This window comes from Streptomyces sp. JLBJ103 (assembly GCF_058215575.1).
This window is the reverse complement of sequence record NZ_CM177089.1, coordinates 8078502-8098635: the sequence shown is the minus strand read 5'-3', so window position 1 is coordinate 8098635 and position 20134 is coordinate 8078502. Positions and strand designations below refer to the sequence as shown.

Below are 20134 nucleotides of genomic sequence, written 5' to 3'. Positions count from 1 at the left end.
GCAACGATCGGGTTGATGCGACATGACGGATGACGAGAAGCTGCGCAGCTATCTCAAACGGGCGACCGCCGATCTGCGGCTGGCCAGGCGGCAGTTGCGGGAGCTGGAGGACCGCGCCCACGAGCCCCTCGCCATCATCGGGATGGCCTGTCACTTCCCCGGTGATGTGGAGACACCCGAGGATCTGTGGCAGGTGGTCATCGACGGTGTGGACGTCATCTCGCCGTTTCCCACCGACCGCGGCTGGGATCTCGAGGGCCTCTACGACCCGGATCCGGAGAACGCCGGGACCAGCAGCGCCCGGGACGGCGGCTTCCTCCGCAACGTGGCCGATTTCGACGCCGACTTCTTCGGGATCAACCCACGTGAGGCGGCGGCGATGGACCCCCAGCAGCGACTGCTGCTGGAGACCGCGTGGGAGGCGTTCGAGCGGGCGGGGCTGGACCGGGGCACCTTGAGCGGCAGCGACACCGGTGTGTTCGCCGGGGTGGACTCGTACCACTATCTGTCCCTCATCGGCCAGGCAAGCGGTGACTCGGCGGGCTATGTGGCCACCGGAAACCTGGGCAGTGTGGTGTCGGGCCGGGTGTCCTACTCGTTCGGCTTGGAGGGGCCCGCGGTCACCGTGGACACCGCCTGCTCATCCTCGCTGGTGGCCACCCATCTGGCGGCGCAGGCGCTGCGCCAGGGCGAGTGTTCGCTGGCGCTCGCGGGCGGGGTGACGGTGATGGCCACGCCCGGTGGCTTCACCGAGTTCTCCCGGCAGCGTGCGCTGTCCCCGGACGGGCGCTGCAAGGCGTTCGCGGCGGCGGCCGACGGCACCGGTTTCTCGGAGGGTGTCGGTCTGGTGCTGCTGGAGCGCCTGTCCGACGCCCGGCGCAACGGCCGCCGGGTGCTCGCGGTGATCCGCGGCTCGGCCGTCAACCAGGACGGTGCCAGCAACGGGCTCACCGCGCCCAACGGGCCTTCTCAGCAGCGGGTGATCCGGCAGGCGCTTGCCAACGCCCAGCTGACTGCCGCCGAGGTGGACGCCGTCGAAGCACATGGCACCGGCACCACCCTCGGCGACCCGATCGAGGCCCAGGCGCTGTTGGCCACCTACGGTCAGGAGCGCCCCGGCGACCAGCCGCTGTGGCTCGGCTCGATCAAGTCGAACATCGGCCACACCCAGGCCGCCGCGGGTATCGCCAGTGTCATCAAGATGGTCCAGGCGTTGCAGCACGCCCATCTGCCCGTCACGCTCCACATCGACGAGCCGACCCCGCATGTGGACTGGAACGCGGGCCATGTGCGGCTTCTCGCCGAGCCCATGTCCTGGCCGGACCGTGGCCATCCGCGGCGGGCCGGTATCTCCTCGTTCGGTATCAGCGGCACCAACGCCCATCTGATCCTCGAACAAGCCCCCGACCCGGCCGAGACTCCGGACATAGCGGAGGACGCGCGGGGCGAGGGTACGGTCGCGGGCAGTGTGGTGCCGTGGGTGGTGTCCGGGCACAGTGGTCAGGCGCTGCGGGGTCAGGCGGCGGCGCTGGCCGAGCGGGTGGCGCGCGACGCGGACTTGTCGCCCGCGGCGGTGGGCTGGTCGCTGATCAGCACCCGGTCGGTGTTCGACCACCGCGCCGTGGTCATCGGTGAGAACCGCGAGGAGCTGATGGCCGGGCTGAAGGCCCTGGCCGCCGGAGAGACCCACCCTGAGGTGGTCGAGCCGGGCGGTACGGCGGCGGTGGGAGGTCCGGGCGCGGGCGGCGTCGGCCCGGTGCTGGTGTTTCCGGGGCAGGGGTCGCAGTGGGTGGGTATGGGCGCCGGACTGCTCGACGCCTCCCCCGTCTTCGCCGCCCGGGTGGCCGACTGCGAACAAGCCCTCGCCCCCTTCGTCGACTGGTCCCTCACCGACGTCCTCCGCGACGGTGTCAACACCGCCGACCTCAGCCGAGTCGACGTCGTCCAACCCGTCCTCTGGGCCGTCATGGTCTCCCTGGCCGCCGTCTGGGACGACTACGGCATCACCCCCACCGCCGTCATCGGCCACAGCCAAGGCGAAATCGCCGCCGCATGCGTCGCCGGAGCACTCTCCCTCGACGAAGGCGCCCGCATCGTCGCCCTCCGCAGCAAAGCACTCCGCCGCCTCACCGGCAACGGAGCAATGGCCTCCCTCAGCATGAACCAGGAACAAGCCGAAAACCTGCTCACAGAATGCGGCAAACACACCGAAGCAGTAGGCATCGCCGCCATCAACGGACCCAGGTCGATCGTGGTATCCGGCCCCCCGGAACAGGTCACACACACCGTGACCACCAGCGAGAAAGCAGGCCACCGCGCACGGCTCATCGACGTCGACTACGCCTCGCACAGCGCCCAAGTCGACGATATAGCCGATGAGTTAGCTGAGGTGCTGGCCGGAATCACCCCGGTCCGGTCGACGGTGGCGTTCTATTCGACGGTCACCGGTGGCCGGATGGAGACCAGCGGGCTGGACACCGCTTACTGGGTGGCAAATCTGCGGGAGCGAGTGCGGTTCGCGGACGCGGTGCGGGCACTGCTCGACGACGGCCACCGCGTGTTCATCGAGGCCAGCACCCACCCCGTCCTCACCATCGGATTGCAGGAGAGCTTCGAGGAAGCGGGTATCGCAGCCGCAGCGGTCCCGACCCTCCGCCGAGACCACGGTGGTCCGCGCCAACTGGCCCGTTCGGTGGCACAGGCGTTCACGGCCGGGGTGGCGGTGGACTGGGCTCGCTGGTTCGCTACGGATCCGGCCCCGCCCGTGGTGGATCTGCCGACGTACGCCTTCCAGCGCGAGCGGTACTGGCTGGACCCCGAGGGCGGGCCGGGTGGCGATCCGGCCGGTCTGGGGCTGGCGGCCGCGGGCCATCCGCTGCTCGGCGCCACCGTCGAACTGGCCGATGGCACCACGCGGCTGCTCACCGGTCGGCTGTCCGCGCGCACCCACCCCTGGCTCGCCGAACATGTGGTGGCGGGTGCGGCGCTCGCGCCGGGCGCGGTGCTGGTGGAGTGGGCGCTGCGGGCGGCCGACGAGGTCGGCGGCGGCTCGGTGGAGGAGTTGGCGCTCCAGGCCCCGCTGGTGCTGCCCGAGTCCGGGGCACTGCGGGTGCAGGTGGTGGTGGCCGCCGCTGGGGAGGACGGACGGCGCGAGGTGCGGATGTACTCGTGCCCGGACCGGGTGGCCGGATCCGGCGCGGACGTGGAATGGGTGTGCCATGCCACCGGGGTGCTGGGCCCGCCGGCCCCCGGCCCCGAGCAAGCCGAGGGCCTGGCCGGGGTGTGGCCTCCGGCGGGTGCGGAGCCACTGGACATCGATGGGTTCTACGAGCAGGCGGTGGCGGCCGGTTATGGCTACGGCCCGGCGTTCCAGGGGCTGACGGCCGCCTGGCGCGACGGGGGGGATGTGCTGGCCGAGGTCGAACTGCCCGACGCGGCCGGTGACCGGGGCGGTTTCGGGATCCATCCGGCGCTGCTGGACGCGGCGCTGCACACCTCGCTGCTGGTGGACCGGCCGGAGGGGCAGGAGGACGACGGCCAGATGTGGCTGCCGTTCGCGTGGAACGGGGTGTCCCTGTGGGCGGCCGAGGCGACCACGGTACGGGTGCGGCTGTCGCGGGACGAGCAGCGGCAGGCGCTGCGGCTGACCGTGGCCGACGCGGTGGGCGCCCCGGTGCTGACGGTGGATTCGCTGGTGACGCGCCCGGCCGGAACGGATCGGCTGCGGGCGGCGGCCGCTCGCGGTGTGGACGGGCTGTTCACTCTGGACTGGACCGCCCTGCCCGCGCCCGCACCCGGTGGACCGTCGTGGTCGGTGGCCGGTGACGGCGGCTGGGTGGTGTTGGGCGAGGACCGGTGGGGACTGGCGGAGGCGGCCGGTGCGGGCCCGGAGGCCCCGTCGGTGGTGCGCCACCGTGATCTGGACACGCTGCTCGCGGCGATGGAGGACGGTGAGGCCGCGCCCTCGGTCGTGCTGACCTCGGCTCGGGCCGACGATGAGGATGACCGCGACGGACTGTGCGTGACGGAAGAGTTGCTTGCTCTCGTCCAGGGCTGGCTGGGGCGGCCCGCACTGGCGGACGCGCGGCTGGTGGTCGTCACCCGGGGCGCGGTGGCCGCCGGGACCCCGTCCGACACCGCCGGAACCGACCCGGGCGGTGCCGGTGCGTGGGGGCTGATCCGCAGTGCGCAGTCGGAGAACCCGGGCCGGTTTGTCCTCCTCGACCTCGACGGGAGCCCCGGGAATGTGGCGGCCGCGGTGCTACAGGCGCTGGAGCTCCAGGAACCGCAGGTGGCGATGTGTGAGGGGCGGGTGCTGGTCCCCCGGATGGCGCGCGCGGGCGCGGGCGCCGCGGCGGTTGCGGACACCGGGACCACACCGGAGGTCTCCGATGTGCTCGACCCCGAAGGCACCGTACTCATCACCGGTGGCACCGGCACCCTGGGCGCGCTGGTGGCCGACCATCTGGTGCGCACCTGGCGGGTCAGGCATCTGCTGCTGGTCAGCCGACGGGGTCCGGACGCGCCCGGCGCCAAGGAACTCGCCGACAAATTGAAGGAGTTGGGTGCGCGGGTGCGGATCGTCGCGGCCGATGTCACCGCTCCGGAGGAGGTGTCCGGTCTGCTCGACGGGATCGACCCGGCGCATCCGCTGACCGGTGTCATCCACGCCGCGGGAGTGCTGGACGACGCCGTTGTCACCTCGCAGACCCCGGAACGGCTGGCCCGCGTCTGGCGACCGAAGGCCACGGCGGCCACCGTACTGCACACCGCGACCGCGAAGCTTCCGCTGCGCATGTTCGTGATGTTCTCCTCGACGGCGGGCACGCTGGGCGCCTCCGGGCAGTCCAACTACGCCGCGGCGAACGCGTACTGCGACGCCCTCGCCGCCCACCGGCGTGCCCAGGGACTGCCGGGAGTATCGGTGGCCTGGGGACTGTGGGCCGACGCCAGTGGGATGACCGGCCATCTGGAGGACGCGGACCGGGCCAGGCTGACCCGCTCGGGGATCGGCGCGATGTCCCGCGAACGGGCCCTCGCCCTGCTGGACGCGTCCGTTCTACACGGCGCCCACCAGCTCATCGCGATCGATCTGGAGGTGCGGGCGCTGGCCGGTCAGCCCGCGCTGACCCTGCCCGCTCCGCTGCGTTCCCTCACCGGTGGCGGTACGGCGCGGCGCACCGCGGCCGCCGCACGGCCGCACACCGACTGGGCCGGGTATCTGGCCGCTCTGCCGCCGGCCGAGCAGCATCGCACTCTGCTGGATCTGGTGCTCACGCACGCCGCGGCGGCCCTCGGCCACGCCGATCCCGGCCGGATCCACACCGAGCGCGGTTTCCTGGAGCTCGGCTTCGACTCGCTCACCGCGATCGAGCTGCGCAACCGGCTGACCGCGGTCACCGGACTACGACTGGCCACCACCCTGGTGTTCGACCATCCCAATCCGGTGGCGCTGGCGGCGTATCTGCACACCGAGCTGGCGCCCGAGAAGGCCGATCCGCTGCCCGCGCTGCTGGGTGAGCTGGAGCGGCTGGAGGGCGCCCTGCTCGCCGCCGCCCAGAACGAGGTGGCACGCGGCACCCTGCGCCAGCGTCTCCGGACGACCGTGGCGAAGCTGGCCGGGCCGGACGGCGGCGAGCCGGAGGACGCCACGGTGAGCGGCCGCATCCACGACGCCTCGACAGACGAGATCTTCCAGTTCATCGACCGGTACCTCGGCCGGGGCGACAGCGACGGAGAGCACACGGGAGTACACGGTGATTGACGAGCGAAGCCGGAAGAAGCTGATTCTCGAGCACAGCCGTCGGATGAACGCCGCGGATGTCGACGGGCTCCTCGAACTCTACGCGGACGAGGTCTGCTTCGAGGATCCGGTCGGCTCCGAGCGCAGGTCCGGGCGCGACGCACTGCGCGCGCATTTCGAGGAGCTGGTGGCGGCGGAGATCGAGGAGGTGCCCGGACAGCCGGTCGCGGGCCAGGACGGTGCGCATGTCCTGGTGCCCGTCACCGCCACCATGAACTACCTCCCCCTGGGCCCCGTGTTCGCCGGCCGTGGCTGGCTGACGGAGCCCGTGTCGCCCGAGAACAAGCGCATCACCTGGGACTACGTGGTGATGATGCGGGCGGGGGCCGGGGGGCTGATCCAGGAGTTGCAGATGTTCTGGGGGAGGTCGGACATTGGCGTCGCGGACTGACTTCCGGACCGGCACCCCACCACCCCGGCCCCGTACAGGAGGCGGTCATGGCCGATGAGGCGACCCTCAAGAAGATGGCGCTGGAGTACGCGGCGCGGATGAACGCCGGTGATGTCGAGGCCGTCCTGGAGCTGTTCTCGGACGACATCGTCTTCGAGGACCCGGTGGGCGCTCCACCCCTGGTCGGCAAGGACGCACTGCGCGAACACATCGCGTGGTCCATCGAATGCCAGGTGCACGAATCCCCCGGCCGCCCGGTCACCTCGATGGACGGACGGCGGGTGGCGGTGCCGACGACGGTCAGGGTCCGCTCACCGGCCAAGCTGACCTTCAGCATCATCGGTGTGATCGAGCTGGGGGACGACGGACTGGTCCACCACGCCCAGGCGTTCTGGGGGATCACCGACACCAAGGTGGGCGACGGCCCCGAACTCACCGGTGTCGCCCACTTCATGGCCGTCACCCAGAACCTCGCTCAGATGGTCAACGCCAAGGGCAGCCCGAGCCGGACGTGACCGGCCGCAAGCGGTGAAGGGACACGAGCAGAACCATGACCGAACGGAAGCACGGAATCGTCTTGGGCGGAGGCTGGGCGGGGTTGCTGGCCGCCCATGTGCTGGCCCGCCACCTGGACAGCGTCACCGTCGTGGAGCGCGATGTGCTGCCGGACGGGCCCCGGCACCGCAAGGGGTCGCCCCAGGCGCGCCATGTCCATGTGCTGTGGTCCAGCGGTGCGCGGATCGTCGACTCGCTGCTGCCCGGCACGATCGACCGGCTGCTGGACGCGGGCGCCCGCCGTGTCGGATTCCACCAGGACCTGGTGACCTTGACCTCCCACGGCTGGCAGCACCGCTTCCCGCCGCGGCAGTACGCCCTCATGTGCACCCGCCCGTTCCTGGACTGGATGGTCCGCGACCGGATCCTGGGCACCGGACGGATAGCGCTGCGGCAGCGCACGGAGATCCTCGACCTCGTGGGCGACGCCAAGCGGGTCACGGGGGTGCGGCTGCGCGACCTGGACAGCGGCGCGGTCGAATCCCTGGACGCGGACCTGGTGATCGATGCCTCGGGGCGTGGCTCGCGGCTGCGGCACTGGCTGTCGGCGCTGTCGCTGCCCCCGCTGGAGGAGGACGTGGTCGACGCGGGTATCGCGTACGCCACGCGTGTGTACCAGGCGCCGCCGGGCGCCGCCGCCGGATTCCCCGCGGTCAATGTGGCGGCCGACCACCGGCTGCGCGAGCCGGGTCGCTTCGGGGTGGTGTATCCGCAGGAGGACGGCACCTGGATGGTGACACTGTCCTGCACCCGGGGCGCGGGACTGCCCACGCAGGACCGCGACTTCCTGCCCTACGCCGAGACCCTGCGGCATCCGCTGGTCGCCGATCTCATCAGCCGCGCGGAGCCGCTGACCTCAGTGGCCGTGTCACGGGTGGGTGCCAACCGGCGGCTGTATCCGGAGCGGCTGGTGGGCTGGCCGGAGGGGCTGCTCGTCCTCGGGGACGCGCTGGCCGCGTTCAACCCCATCTACGGCCACGGTCTGAGCGCCGCCGCGCGGGCCGCCGCCGCCCTGGACGGTGAACTCCGGGAGTCCGGGGACGCTCCGGGGGCCACCCGCCGCGCCCAGCAAGCCATCAGCGCCGTGGTGGACGATCCGTGGATCATGGCCGCGTCCAAGGACGTGGAGTACGTCAACTGCCGTGCGAACACGACCGATCCACGGCTGAGCGGCGGGGTAGCGGCGCGCCGGCGCTTCTCGGATCTGATCGCGGACCGGTCGATCCGCTCCTCCGCGGTGTGCGATGTGGTGACCGATGTCATCAGTTTGACCGCTCCCCAGTCCGAGCTGGCCTCGAGCCGGTTCCTGTCACTGATGCACAAGGACCGGGTGCTTCCTGAGCTGACCGCGCCACCCCTGACCCCTGATGAGCTGGCCCTGGTCGATCTGAATCCACGCAGCACGGTGGGTGTGGGCGGCTCATGACGAACGAAGAGAAGCTCGTCGACTACCTGAAGTGGACCACGGCCGAGCTCCACCGCACCAGGCAGCGGCTCGAGGAGGCTCGGTCGGAGCAGCAGGAGCCGATCGCCATCGTGGGCATGGCCTGCCGGTTTCCCGGTGGTGTGCGCAACCCCGCGCAGCTGTGGGAGCTGGTGGCCGAAGGGCGGGACGCCGTGTCCGCCTTCCCCACCGACCGCGGCTGGGATCTGGAGAACCTCTACCACCCCGATCCGGACCACCACGGCACCTCCATCGTGCGCGCGGGCGGCTTCATCCACGACGCGAGCGCGTTCGACGCGGACTTCTTCGGCATCGGCGCCCAGGAGGCGGCGGCCATCGAACCACAGCAGCGGATGCTGCTGGAGCTGGCCTGGGAGGCCGTGGAGAGCGCGGGTATCGCCCCGGCCACCCTGCGCGGCAGCTCCACCGGGGTGTACACGGGGGTGATGTACCACGACTACGCCTCCCGGCTGGACGAGATCCCCGAAGGTCTGCTGGGCCCGGTGGGCAACGGCAACGCCGGAAGCGTCTCGTCGGGGCGGGTGGCGTTCACCCTCGGCCTCCAGGGCCCCGCGGTCACCCTGGACACCGCGTGCTCGTCGTCGCTGGTGGCGATGCATCAGGCGGGGCAGGCGCTGCGCCAGGGCGACTGCACACTCGCATTGGCCGGCGGAGCGGCCGTCCTGTACACCGCGAGCGTGTTCCAGGTGGCCTCCAGCCGGCGTCAGCTCTCCCCCGACGTGCGGTGCAAGGCGTTCGCGGACGCCGCCGACGGCATGGTGTACGGCGAGGGGGCCGGGCTCGTCCTGCTGGAGCGGCTGTCGGACGCGCGGCGCAACGGCCACCGGGTGCTGGCGGTCATCCGCGGCTCGGCGGTCAACCAGGACGGCGCCACCACCGGGATGGCCGCGCCCAACGGACCGGCCCAACAGCAGCTGATCCGGGAGGTGTTGACCCGCGCCCGGCTGTCCACGGCCGATGTGGACGCGGTGGAGGCGCATGGCACCGGTACCGCGTTCGGCGACTCCATCGAACTCCAGGCGCTGCTGGCCACCTACGGACAGGACCGGCCGGAGGACCGGCCGCTGCTGCTGGGCTCGGTCAAGTCGAACATCGGGCACACCCAGGCGGCCGCCGGTATGGCGGGTGTGATCAAGATGGTGATGGCGATGCGGCACGGTGTGCTGCCGCGGTCGCTGCACATCGACCGCCCCACCCGCCTGGTGAGCTGGCGCAAGGGCACCGTACGCCTGTTGACCGAGCGGATGGAGTGGCCGCGGGTCGGGCGGCCGCGCCGGGCCGCGGTGTCCTCGTTCAGCGCGAGTGGCACCAATGCCCATGTGATTCTGGAGCAGCCGACGTCCGATCCGGCGGAAGCCGGGGTGGACGGCCGCACGGCACCGGTGGCGGGTGTGGTGCCCTGGGTGCTGTCGGCGCGGAGTGCGGCGGCGCTGCGGGGGCAGGCTCGGGCGCTGGCCGTGCATACGGCTGCCGATGAGTGTCCGTCACCGCTCGATGTGGGCTGGTCACTGGCCACCACCCGCTCGGTGTTCCAGCAGCGTGCGGTGGTGGTGGGGCAGAGCCTGGCCGAGCTGCGGGCGGGGCTTGCCGCTCTCGCCGAGGACGAACCCCATCCGGCCGTGGTCGGGCCGGGTCTGGTCCCTGCGGGCACGGCGGCCGCCGCGGGCAGGACGGTGTTCGTCTTCGGCGGCGAGGGCGAGGGCCGTGCCGGTGCGGGCGCGGAGCTGTACAAACGCTTCCCGGTGTTCGCCGCGGCGTTCGACGAGGTCTGCGGTCTGCTCGGGGTGCAGGGTGGGCCCGGGTCTCCCGCTTCGCGGGCCGGGCTGTTCGCACGGCATATCGCGGTGGCCCGGCTGCTGGAGTCGCTGGGGGTACGCCCCGACGCGGTGATGGGTGATGCGCTGGGCGAGATCGCCGCCGCGTATGTCGCCGGTGTGCTGGATCTCCCCGACGCCTGCCGCCTGGTCGCCGCCGACTCCCCCTCCGGGGTCAGTGGCGTGGCCTGTCAGCAGCCTGTCGTTCCGGTCCTCAGCGGTGTCACCGGCCGCCCCGTCGACGAGCGGATCGCCACCTCCGAGTACTGGTCACGGCAGGACCGGGAGGCCGATCCGGCTTCCGCGGAGCATCCCGTCGACGCGCTGGACGACGTGGCCGTGGTCTGGGATTTCGGGTCCGAGCCCATCCCGTCGACCACCTCGGCTCTGTCGCCCTTCCACGGCGAGCGGTCCGAGGTGCGGGAGCTGATCCGCGCCCTGGCCCGGCTGCACACCGCGGGGGCCACCGTCGACTGGGCCGCGCTCTTCGACGGCGACCCGGCCCCCCGCACGGTCGAGTTGCCCACCTACGCCTTCCAGCGCCGCCGTTTCTGGCTGGAGAACCAGTTCCCGGCGGACGGACCGGCGGAGGTGGAGACATGGGTCGACAGCGCGTTCTGGGAGGCCGTGGACACCACCGATCTGCCGGAGCTGGCGCAGGCCCTCGATCTCCCGGCGGATCGCCATGCCGCCCTGAAGGAGGTCCTTCCGGCACTGGCGGCCTGGCGGCGGCAACGGCGGTGGCGTTATCGCATCGCCTGGAAGGCACTGGCCGATGTGGTGGCACCGCGGCTGTCGGACACCTGGCTCGTGGTGTCCTCCGACGACCGGTCGGCCGAGGCCCTGACCACCGCTGTCACGGACGCACTGCGCGGCCACGGTGCGGACGTTGTCGTCTGCTCGGACGCCTTCACCCGCGAGGACACCCCGGGAGACGGCCCTGGTACCGAAGCCCGGTGGATGTCCGAGGCCGTCGCCGGGCGTCCGGTCGCGGGTGTGCTCTCGCTGCTGGCCGTGGACGACGGCCGACCACCGGCCGACAACGGGCCGAGCCCGGCGCTCGCCCCCACGATCCGGCTGGTGGAGGCGCTGGAACAGGCGGGGATCGGAGCCCCGTTGTGGATCGCCACGCGCGGCGGGGTGAGCGTGGACATCGGAGATGCGATGGTCCGGCCGGACCAGGCACAGATCTGGGGCCTGGGTGGCGCGCTGGCCACGGAGCACCCCGGGCGCCGGTGTGGTCTGGTCGATCTGCCGGAGCGGTTCGACGAGCGGACCGGGCGGCGGCTCGCGGGTGTGCTGACGGCGCATCACAGCGAGACGGAAGTGGCCGTACGCGCCGACAGCTGCTTCGCGCGACGCCTGGTGCGTGCCACCCCCGGACGGCACGCGCCGGGTGACCGGACATTGCGCGGCACCGTGCTGATCACAGGCGCGGACACGGCGTTGGGCGCGCATACGGCCCGCTGGGCGGCGGGCGCGGGCGCCAGGCATCTACTGCTCGTGGGCACCGCGGCACCGGCCGACGGGCTGGTGGCCGAGGTGACCGCCTCGGGCGTCCAGGTGTCCGTAGCCGCCATCGACCCGGCGGACGCCGAAGCCCTCGCCACCGCCGTCGCCGGCATTCCCCAGGAGTGTCCGCTGACCGCCGTACTGCATCTCGCGGCGCCCCTGGGCGGAGGAGCGGGACCGCTGGACCCGGCAGACATCACCCGGGAATGGCCGGCCGTGGTGGCCGGGGCCGCGAATCTGTGCGCGCTCACCCGGACCACCGAGCTGTCGGCGCTGGTGCTCTGCTCCTCGGCCGTGGGGGTCCTGCCCGTACCCGGACTCGGCAACCAGGCCCCCGCCCACGCCCATCTGCACGCGCTCGCCCAGGAGTGCCGGGCGCGCGGGGTACCGGCGGTGTCGGTGTGCTGGGGGGCGCTCGACGGCGCCGGTACGGCTCCCGAATTCACCGAACGGCTGCGCGGCCACGGGATGTCCGCACTCACCCCGCACTCCGCTGCCGCGCTGCTGCGGCAGGCGGTCATGGCGGACACCGCGTCCGTGGTCCTCGCGGACCTCGACGAGAAAGGGCTCACGGCACAGGCATCCGAACGGGGAACGGATCGGCTCTTCGATGACGTTTCCGGCCTTCAGCCCCCATCAGGCGGGAGATCCCATGAACGTACACAGCGCAGTCAATGACCACGCCACCGGCGACGCCACCCAATCCCGACGACCGAACGGATCCGCCATGCACACGGACAACAGCGAGGCCGAACTCGACGGTGCGGCACTGCACCAGGCACTCTCCATCGCCACCCCGGAGGAGCGCGAGGACATCCTGCGGGAGACCGTCCGGACGCAGCTCGCCGACATCCTGGACCCCAGGCCGATCGACGGCGACAGCAACTTCCTGGAGAACGGTCTCACCTCACTGACCGCGCTCGAACTCACCCGCAATCTCATGACCCTCACCGATGTGGAGATCCCCCTCGTCGCCATCCTCGAGTACCCCACCCCCGCCCAGCTCGGCCACTATCTGGCCGAGGCGTACACGGCGGTCAACTCCAGTGATGGGGCCACGGCGTAGCAGGGCGGCCCACGACGGCGACGCGGAGTGGCCGGGGAGCGTTCCCCGGCCACTCGGCGTCTTCGGGATGTCCCGGAACATGATGTCCCGGAACATGATGTCCCGGAACTGATGTCCCGGAACCGATGTCCCGGAATCCTCAGAACGTGCACTGCACATGCTTGATGGCCTCGACGAAGCTGGCCACCAGCCGCCGGGGCGCTCCGGCGGTGCGGATCTCCGGGAGCCGGGTGAACAACTCGCGGAAGAGCACGGTTACCTCCATCCGGGCGAGATGGGCGCCCAGGCAGAAGTGCGGTCCGACGGAGCCGAAGCTCATATGGGGATTGGGGTCCCGGGTGATGTCGAAGCGGTAGGGGTCGGTGAAGACGTCCTCGTCCCGGTTGGCGGACCAGTAGAAGAGCAGCAGCTTGTCGCCCTCCGTGAACCGGTTGCCGTTCACTTCGCAGTCGCGGGTGACGGTGCGGCGCATCCAGTTGATGGGCGTGGCGACCCGCAGGACCTCCTCGACCGCGCCGGGAGCGTACTTCTCGAAGTCCGACAGCAGGAGTTCGCGCTGGTCCGGGTGTTCGGTCAGCAGCACCAGTCCGCGGGAGATGGCGTTGCGGGTGGTCTCCATCCCGGCGACGACCAGAAGGATGAAGAAGGAGGACAGTTCCTCGGGGCTCAGCCGCTCTCCGTCGATCTGCGCCTGCACCAGCCGGGTGATGAGGTCCCCGGTCGGATTGCGGGTCCGGTCCGCGGCGAGCCGGGAGATGTAGTCCGCGAGTTCGTGCGAGGTCTTCAGCAGGGCCGCCGTCGCCTGATCGGGGTGCGGTACGTATTCGGGGTCGAAGGTTCCGACGATGACATTCGACCGGTCGTAGATGAACTCGTAGTCATCGCTCGGAATCCCCATCATCCCGCTGAGCACCGCGATCGGCATGATCGCGGCTACCTTGCGGACGAAGTCACCGGGACCCTCCGCGATCAGATCGTCGACGATCTGCCGTGCCGCCTTGTGCGAGGCCGCCTCGAACTCCGCGGCCATACCGCGGCCGAACGCGCGGGAGACCAGCCGCCGCAGCCGGGCGTGCTGGGGATTGTCCATATTGATCATCGATCCGAAGAAGCTGTTGAACTCCTCCGGGAGATCGACGATGCTGATGGCGGTGGGCAGCGAGCCGAAATCCTGTGGCCGCCTGCTCACTTCGGCGATATCGGCATGGCGCACCATCGCGTAATAGCCGGACCCATGAGCGAACCCGGGCAGGGCCGGTTCATGGAAGAGTATGGGCTCCGATCGTCGGCGCAGCGCCGCGAAGGCCGCGTCGCGATCGCCGTAGGGCCGGGCCCAGAAGGACAAGTCGGTGAGGTCGATGTTCTCGACGCGGGCGAACCTGGATTCCGGGGGATACACGGCGCCTCACTTCAGGCTCGGAGTCTACGGTCGACAATATGCGCGAATCGCCTGGCGGCGATTTCACATCCGACGGAACCAGCTCAGGGCAATTGTCCCGCACCTCCCTTAAGTGGCGCTAAGCTGCGCGGACATCACATCCCGCAGCCCTCGAACGTTTTCTGACACCGGGCTAGAGTTTCTTCATGGATATTTCCGTGCCCGTAACCGACGATGTGAAATTACATTTCCGGCACCGGCCGGGAACCGCGGCGCTCCCCTTCCTCCTGGTACACGGAATGGCCTCCAGCGCACGGCTGTGGGACGAGGTCGCCGACCATCTGGCCGCCGCGGGGCATCCGGTGTACGCGGTCGATCTGCGTGGCCATGGAGAGTCCGACACCCCGGAGGAGGGGTACGACACCCCGACGGCGGTGGCGGATCTGGTGGCGGCGGCCGATGCCCTCGGACTGACCCGGGTGGTTGTCGCCGGACACTCCTGGGGTGGCAATGTCTCCGTCCGGCTGACCGCCGAGCACCCCCGACTCGTGGCTGCTCTGGCCCTGGTGGACGGCGGCTGGCTCGAGCCGGCCACGTCCTTCAACTCCTGGGAGGCGTTTGTGGGGGCGCTGCACCCGGCCTCGCTCGAGGGCGCCACGGTGCAGAGCGTCAGCGACTACTTCCGTGCCATCCATCCCGACTGGTCCCCGGCCGCCATCGACGCCGCCGTGGCCACCATGCGGATCAACCCGGACGGTTCGCTGTCCCGGCGCATGTCCACCGAGCAGCACATGTCGATCCTGCGGAGCATCTGGAACGAGCCGCCGGGGCCCTGGTACCCGGCCATCGAGGTGCCCACCCTGCTGATGCCCGCCATCCCCAAGGGGGCGGACCGGCGCTGGGCGGAACGCATCCGCTCGCGCATCCTGAACACCACGGCGGCGCTGCGCAACGCGACCATGCGGGAATACCCCGACTCCGAACACGATCTGCACGCCCAGCATCCCGAGCGGGTGGGTGACGATCTGCTCGACCTCGCCCGTACAGCCGGGCAGACGGCCCACGGCACACCTTGACGGCAGACGCGGCGAACCCCCCGTACGAAGCCGCCGTACGGGGGGTTCGGGGCGTGTGGCGGCTGCCTGGGTGATCAGGCTCCCAGCTCACGGTCGATGAGCGCGAACATCTCGTCGGCGGTGGCCGCGGTGAGGTCGTCCCCGTCCGCCGCCTCCCCGGTGGTCCCGTCCGTGGCGTCGGTGTACTTCCACAACAAGGCCTGCAACCGGTTGACCAGGCCGGCCCGGCGCGGATCCCCGGCGGGCAGTCCGGCCAGTGCCGACTCCAGCCCCTCGACATGTCCGAGTGCCGGGTGGTCCGTCGCCGACTGCTCCGGGAGCACTTGGACCAGCAGACAGCCCGCGAGTGCCTCGGGCGTCGGATAGTCGAAGACCACCGTCGTGGGCAGGCTCAGCCCGGTGGCGGTGCGCAGCCGGTTGCGAAGCTCGACCGCCGCGATGGAGTCGAATCCCAACTCCTTGAAGGGCCGGTCCGGTTCGACAGTCTCCGGCGACGGATAGTGGAGGACGGCCGCCACCTGCTCGCGGACGAGCGCCAGCAGCCTGCCGGTCCGCTCGTTCTCGGGCAGCGCGGCTACTTCCTGCCGCAGGGCCGCGGCCTCGTCGCCGCCGCCACCGTCGTCGGGGCCGTGTCCGGTCCCGACGGCCTGCCGGGCGGCCGGTACCCCGTCGAACAGCCTGCTCGGCCGGGCCAGGGTGAACAGGGAGGCGAACCGCTCCCAGCCGACATCCGCGATGGCCAGCGCGGGGTCGTCGTGGTCGAGCGCCTGGCGCAGGGCGGTCAGCGCGAGCCGCGGGTCCAGGGGCGACAGCCCCTGACGTCGAGACCGCTCGGCGTGGACGCCCAGTGCGTCGCCTCGGCCCTCATCCGCCACGTCGCCGCCGTCCGTCAGATCCCACAGTCCCCAGGCGAGGGACACTGTGGCTGCCCGGCCTTCAGCGCGTTGCCGCTGGGCCAGTGCGTCGAGGAAGGCGGTGGCGGCCGCGTACGCGCCGTGCTCCTTGCTGCCCCACACGGTGGCGACGGTGGAGAAGTGGACGACGGTGTCCTCGGGGTCCAGTCCGCAGAGCTCCGCCAGATCCGGCCCCGCATCGGCCAGATGGGCGGAGATCTCCCGCACCAGCCGTTCCGGTGTGAGTTCCGTCAGCGGGGTCAGCTCGCCGGAGGCCGACGTATGGACGATGGTGCGTACGCGGTCACCGGACGCGGACAGCTCCTGGACCAGGCGGACCACACCGTCCCGGTCGGCGGGCGCGCAGTCGGCGATGGTCAACTGGACGCCGAGCGCGGCGAGTTCGACCGTGAGCTCGACGGTTCCGGGGCCGCTGCCCCCGCCGGGGCCCAGCAGCACCACATGTCGTGCGCCCTCGGCGGCCATCCAGCGGGCGACATACGCGGCGGGACCCTCGGCGTCCCCCGTGATGAGCACCGCGTCCCGGGGCGTCCAGGACCGCCGCGGGACACCACCGCCGACCGGAGCGGGCACCAGCCTGCGGCCGAACGCGCCGTCCGCGCGCAGCGCCACCTGGTCCTCGCCGGAGACCCCGGTGAGCAGGCCACGCAGCCGCTCCGGGGCGGCGTCGTCCGGAGCGGCGGGCAGATCCAGCAACCCGCCCCATAGCTCGGGACGCTCCAAAGCCGCCACCCTGCCGAGTCCCCACAGCTGAGCCTGTGCCGGAGCGTCCAGCGGATCACCGTCACTGGTCGAGACCGCGCCACGAGTGGCACACCACAGCGGTGCGCCGAGACCCGCGTCCGCCAGCGCCTGCACGAGGGAGAGCGTGCCGGTCAGCCCGGGGGCCACCTCGACAGCGGGCGCGCCGCCCTTCTCGTCCAGGGCCAGCAGCGACAACACCCCCGTCAGCGGCTGCTCCGTACCGGCGTGGGCGGAGCGCAGCAACTCGGCGAGCGCGTCGCGGTCGACGGTATCGGCCACGTCCAGCCGACGCACCCGGCCTCCGCCCGCTCTCAACGCGTCGGCGCACACCTCCGCCCAGCCGTCGGCACGGCCCTCCGGCCGCAGCACCAGCCAGGAGCCCACCTCCCCCGGGTCCGTGTCGTCCAACCGCTGCCATACGACGCGATAGCGCCAGGAATCCACGGTGGTCCGCTCACGCCGCGCCCGCCGCCACTCGGCGAGCACCGGCAGCACCTCGCCCAGTGACGAGCAATGACCGCCGTCCGTGGTGAGGCGCAGTGTCTCGCCGAGCGCGTCCAGATCCCCGCCTTCGACGGCGGCCCAGAACCGCGTCTCGTCCTCGTCGGCCGTGGCTGCGGTGTCGAAGGACACCGAGTCGGCCAGCCAGTACCGCTCGCGCTGAAAGGCGTAGGTGGGCAGGTCGACGACGCGTGGGGACCCGGGGCCGGAGGGCCAGAGCGCGGCCCAGTCGACGGCGGCCCCCGCGGTGAACGCCTGCGCGAGCGACCGCGTCAGCTGGGCTCTGCCGCCGTGGTCACGGCGGAGCGTGGGGACGGTGACGGCGTCGGCCTTCATCTCCTCGAAGGTCTCCTGCATCCCGACGGTCAGCACTGGATGGGTACTGGCCTCGATGAACACCCGGTGGCCATCGGCGAGCAAGGCCCGTACGGCGTCGGCGAAACGCACCGGCTCCCGCAGATTGGCCACCCAGTAGCCGGTGTCCAGCCCGGTGGTGTCGGTACGGCCACCGCTGACGGTGGAGTAGAACGCCACGGTTGACGGGAACGGCCGGATCCCGGCCAGCACCTCCGTCAGCTCGTCGGCGATCTCGTCCACCTGGGGGCTGTGCGAGGCGTAGTCCACCTCGATGAGCCGGGCCCGGTCACCGTTCCCCTGGCATATGGCCACGGTACGGGCGACCTGCTCGGGTGGGCCCGAAATGACCGTGGACACCGGTCCGTTGACAGCCGCCACCCCGACATCGGCCGCCTGGTCGCCCAGTCCGGCGAGCAGCTCGGCGGCCTGGTCGTGGCCCACGCCGAGGGACGCCATGGCGCCGCCACCGGCCAGCCGCCGCAGCGCCCGACTGCGCAGGGCCACAACCTTCGCACCATCCTCCAACGACAGCGCACCCGCCACCACCGCCGCCGCGATCTCGCCTTGACTATGGCCCACCACCGCAGCGGGCCGCACACCGTGTCCGGCCCAGACCGCCGCCAACGACACCATCACCGCCCACAACACCGGCTGCACCACATCAACACGACCCAGATCAGCGGCACCCTCGGAACCCCGCAGCACCTCCGTCAACGACCAGTCCACATACGGAGCAAGCGCACACTCACACTCGGCCACCCGCGCAGCAAACACCGGCGACGCATCCAGCAGACCCGCACCCATACCCACCCACTGCGAACCCTGCCCCGGGAACACCAACACCGGACCCAGGTCCGTGGCCGTCGCGGGTCCACCGGCGTGGACCACACCCGGGTGGGCCTCCCCCGCCGCCAGTGCTTCCACGGCCGCGAGGAGCGCCTGCCGGTCCTCCCCCAGCACCACGGCGCGGTGGTCGAACACCGACCGGGTAGTAGTCAGCGACCAGCCCACATCGGATACCGACAGCCGCGGATCGGCCGCCGTACGCGCCGCGAGCGCGGCCGCCTGGGCCCGGAGGGCACGCTGTCCGCGCCCCGACAGCACCCACGGCACCACACCGGACGGACCGCCGCCCTCGGACTCAGTAGGCTCGGTGGGCTCGCTCGGCTCGGGTGCCTGCTCAAGGATCAGATGGGCGTTGGTGCCGCTGATACCGAAGGAGGACACGCCCACACGGCGCGGGCGCTCGCACTTGGGCCACTCCACCGACTCGGTCAGCAGCCGTATCCCGCCACCGTCCCACTCCACATGCGGGGTCGGCTCGTCGATGTGCAGGGTGATCGGCAGCCGCTCGTGCCGGAGCGCCATCACCATCTTGATCACGCCCGCCACCCCGGCGGCGGCTTGGGCATGTCCGATGTTGGACTTGAGCGAGCCCAGCCACAGCGGCCGGTCCGTGGGCCGCTGCTGTCCGTAGGTGGCCAGCAGCGCCTGGGCCTCGATCGGGTCGCCGAGTGAGGTCCCGGTGCCGTGTGCCTCCACCGCGTCGACCTGGTCGGGTGCGAGCCGTGCGTTCTCCAGCGCCTGCCGGATCACCCGCTCCTGCGCGACGTCGTTGGGCGCGGTCAGGCCGTTGCTCGCGCCGTCCTGGTTGATGGCCGAGCCACGGATGACGGCCAGGACGTGGTGTCCGTTGCGCCGGGCGTCCGTCAGCCGCTCCAGCAGCACCAGGCCGACACCCTCGGAGAAGCCGGTGCCGTCCGCCCCCGCCGCGAAGGACTTGCAGCGCCCGTCGGGAGCCAGTCCGCGCTGCCGGGAGAACTCCGCGAAGGCGGTCGGAGTGGTGAGCGCGGTGACCCCGCCGGCGAGTGCGAGTTCACATTCGCCCTGGCGCAGCGCCTGGCACGCCAGATGCATGGCGACGAGCGACGAGGAACAGGCGGTGTCCACCGTGACCGCGGGGCCCTCGAGGCCGAAGGTGTACGCCACCCGGCCCGACACCACGGAGGTCAGGCTGCCGGTCGTGGCATAGCCCTCGAACCCCTCGGGGACATGGGGCATCCGGGACAGATAGTCCTGGCTGGACACGCCCGCGTACACCCCGGCCGGGGTGCCCTTCATCGTGACCGGATCGATGCCCGCCCGCTCGAACAGCTCCCAGGACACCTCCAGCAGCAGTCGCTGCTGAGGGTCCATCGCCAGCGCCTCCCTCGGGCTGATGCCGAAGAAGTCCGCGTCGAAACGGTCGGCGTCACGGAGGAAACCTCCGTGCCGGACATAGCTGGTGCCCGGGTGGTCGGGGTCGGGGTGATAGAGCCCCTCCAGGTCCCAGCCGCGGTCGGTGGGGAACGCGCTGATCCCGTCGCCACCGGAGGAGACCAGCTCCCACAGCTCCTCCGGACAGCTCACTCCGCCCGGATAGCGGCAGGCCATGCTCACCACGGCCACCGGCTCCTGGGACCGCTCCTCGACCTCGCGCAGCCGTTGCCGAGCCTGTCCGAGATCGACCGTGACCCGGCGCAGATACTGGCGGAGCTTGTCTTCCGTATCCGACATCA

8 protein-coding genes and 1 pseudogene are annotated in these 20134 nt (G+C 71.4%); 7 read left to right on the top strand and 2 right to left on the bottom strand.

Features of this window, described 5'->3' with window-relative positions; genetic code table 11:
* Positions 1 to 22: 22 nt before the first annotated feature.
* The 6 genes and pseudogenes from AC4BEG_RS34465 (at position 23) to AC4BEG_RS34440 (ending at position 12606) form a co-directional block, all read left to right on the top strand.
* Positions 23 to 5764 (top strand): type I polyketide synthase, encoded by a 5742-nt coding sequence (locus AC4BEG_RS34465; RefSeq protein ID WP_490703596.1) that lies wholly within the window; start codon positions 23 to 25, stop codon positions 5762 to 5764.
* Complete coding sequence (locus AC4BEG_RS34460; RefSeq protein ID WP_490703595.1) at positions 5757 to 6194, top strand: nuclear transport factor 2 family protein; 438 nt, start codon at positions 5757 to 5759, stop codon at positions 6192 to 6194. Before AC4BEG_RS34465 ends, AC4BEG_RS34460 begins: the two co-directional genes overlap by 8 nt.
* Before the next feature lie 47 nt (positions 6195 to 6241).
* On the top strand, positions 6242 to 6709 hold the full coding sequence (locus AC4BEG_RS34455) for a nuclear transport factor 2 family protein (protein WP_490703594.1): 468 nt from the start codon (positions 6242 to 6244) through the stop codon (positions 6707 to 6709).
* A 35-nt stretch (positions 6710 to 6744) separates the two neighbouring features.
* The gene (locus tag AC4BEG_RS34450) at positions 6745 to 8175 is read left to right on the top strand and encodes an NAD(P)/FAD-dependent oxidoreductase (RefSeq protein WP_490703593.1); all 1431 of its coding nucleotides are present in this window, start codon (positions 6745 to 6747) and stop codon (positions 8173 to 8175) included.
* A 2-nt stretch (positions 8176 to 8177) separates the two neighbouring features.
* Positions 8178 to 12218: pseudogene (locus AC4BEG_RS34445) on the top strand (type I polyketide synthase); the annotation flags it as partial.
* A 49-nt stretch (positions 12219 to 12267) separates the two neighbouring features.
* On the top strand, positions 12268 to 12606 hold the full coding sequence (locus AC4BEG_RS34440; protein WP_490703592.1) for an acyl carrier protein: 339 nt from the start codon (positions 12268 to 12270) through the stop codon (positions 12604 to 12606).
* A gap of 139 nt (positions 12607 to 12745) precedes the next feature.
* On the opposite strand, the gene AC4BEG_RS34435 is transcribed toward AC4BEG_RS34440, so the two are convergent.
* Positions 12746 to 14005, bottom strand: coding sequence for a cytochrome P450 (locus AC4BEG_RS34435; protein WP_490703591.1), 1260 nt, complete (start codon positions 14003 to 14005; stop codon positions 12746 to 12748).
* 278 nt (positions 14006 to 14283) lie between these two features.
* Here AC4BEG_RS34435 and AC4BEG_RS34430 point away from each other — a divergent pair, with 278 nt between their 5' ends.
* Entirely contained in the window at positions 14284 to 15060 is a 777-nt protein-coding gene (locus AC4BEG_RS34430; protein WP_490703590.1) for an alpha/beta fold hydrolase, read from the top strand.
* A gap of 74 nt (positions 15061 to 15134) precedes the next feature.
* Here AC4BEG_RS34430 and AC4BEG_RS34425 read toward each other — a convergent pair whose 3' ends face one another.
* Positions 15135 to 20132 (bottom strand): type I polyketide synthase, encoded by a 4998-nt coding sequence (locus AC4BEG_RS34425; RefSeq protein ID WP_490703589.1) that lies wholly within the window; start codon positions 20130 to 20132, stop codon positions 15135 to 15137.
* Positions 20133 to 20134: the final 2 nt, after the last annotated feature.

Coding starts and splice junctions, on each gene's coding strand:
- AC4BEG_RS34465 (WP_490703596.1), top strand. CDS start 23: ATGACGGATGACGAGAAGCTGCGCAGCTATCTCAAACGGGCGACCGCC.
- AC4BEG_RS34455 (WP_490703594.1), top strand. CDS start 6,242: ATGGCCGATGAGGCGACCCTCAAGAAGATGGCGCTGGAGTACGCGGCG.
- AC4BEG_RS34450 (WP_490703593.1), top strand. CDS start 6,745: ATGACCGAACGGAAGCACGGAATCGTCTTGGGCGGAGGCTGGGCGGGG.
- AC4BEG_RS34440 (WP_490703592.1), top strand. CDS start 12,268: ATGCACACGGACAACAGCGAGGCCGAACTCGACGGTGCGGCACTGCAC.
- AC4BEG_RS34430 (WP_490703590.1), top strand. CDS start 14,284: ATGGCCTCCAGCGCACGGCTGTGGGACGAGGTCGCCGACCATCTGGCC.
- AC4BEG_RS34425 (WP_490703589.1), bottom strand. CDS start 20,132: ATGTCGGATACGGAAGACAAGCTCCGCCAGTATCTGCGCCGGGTCACG.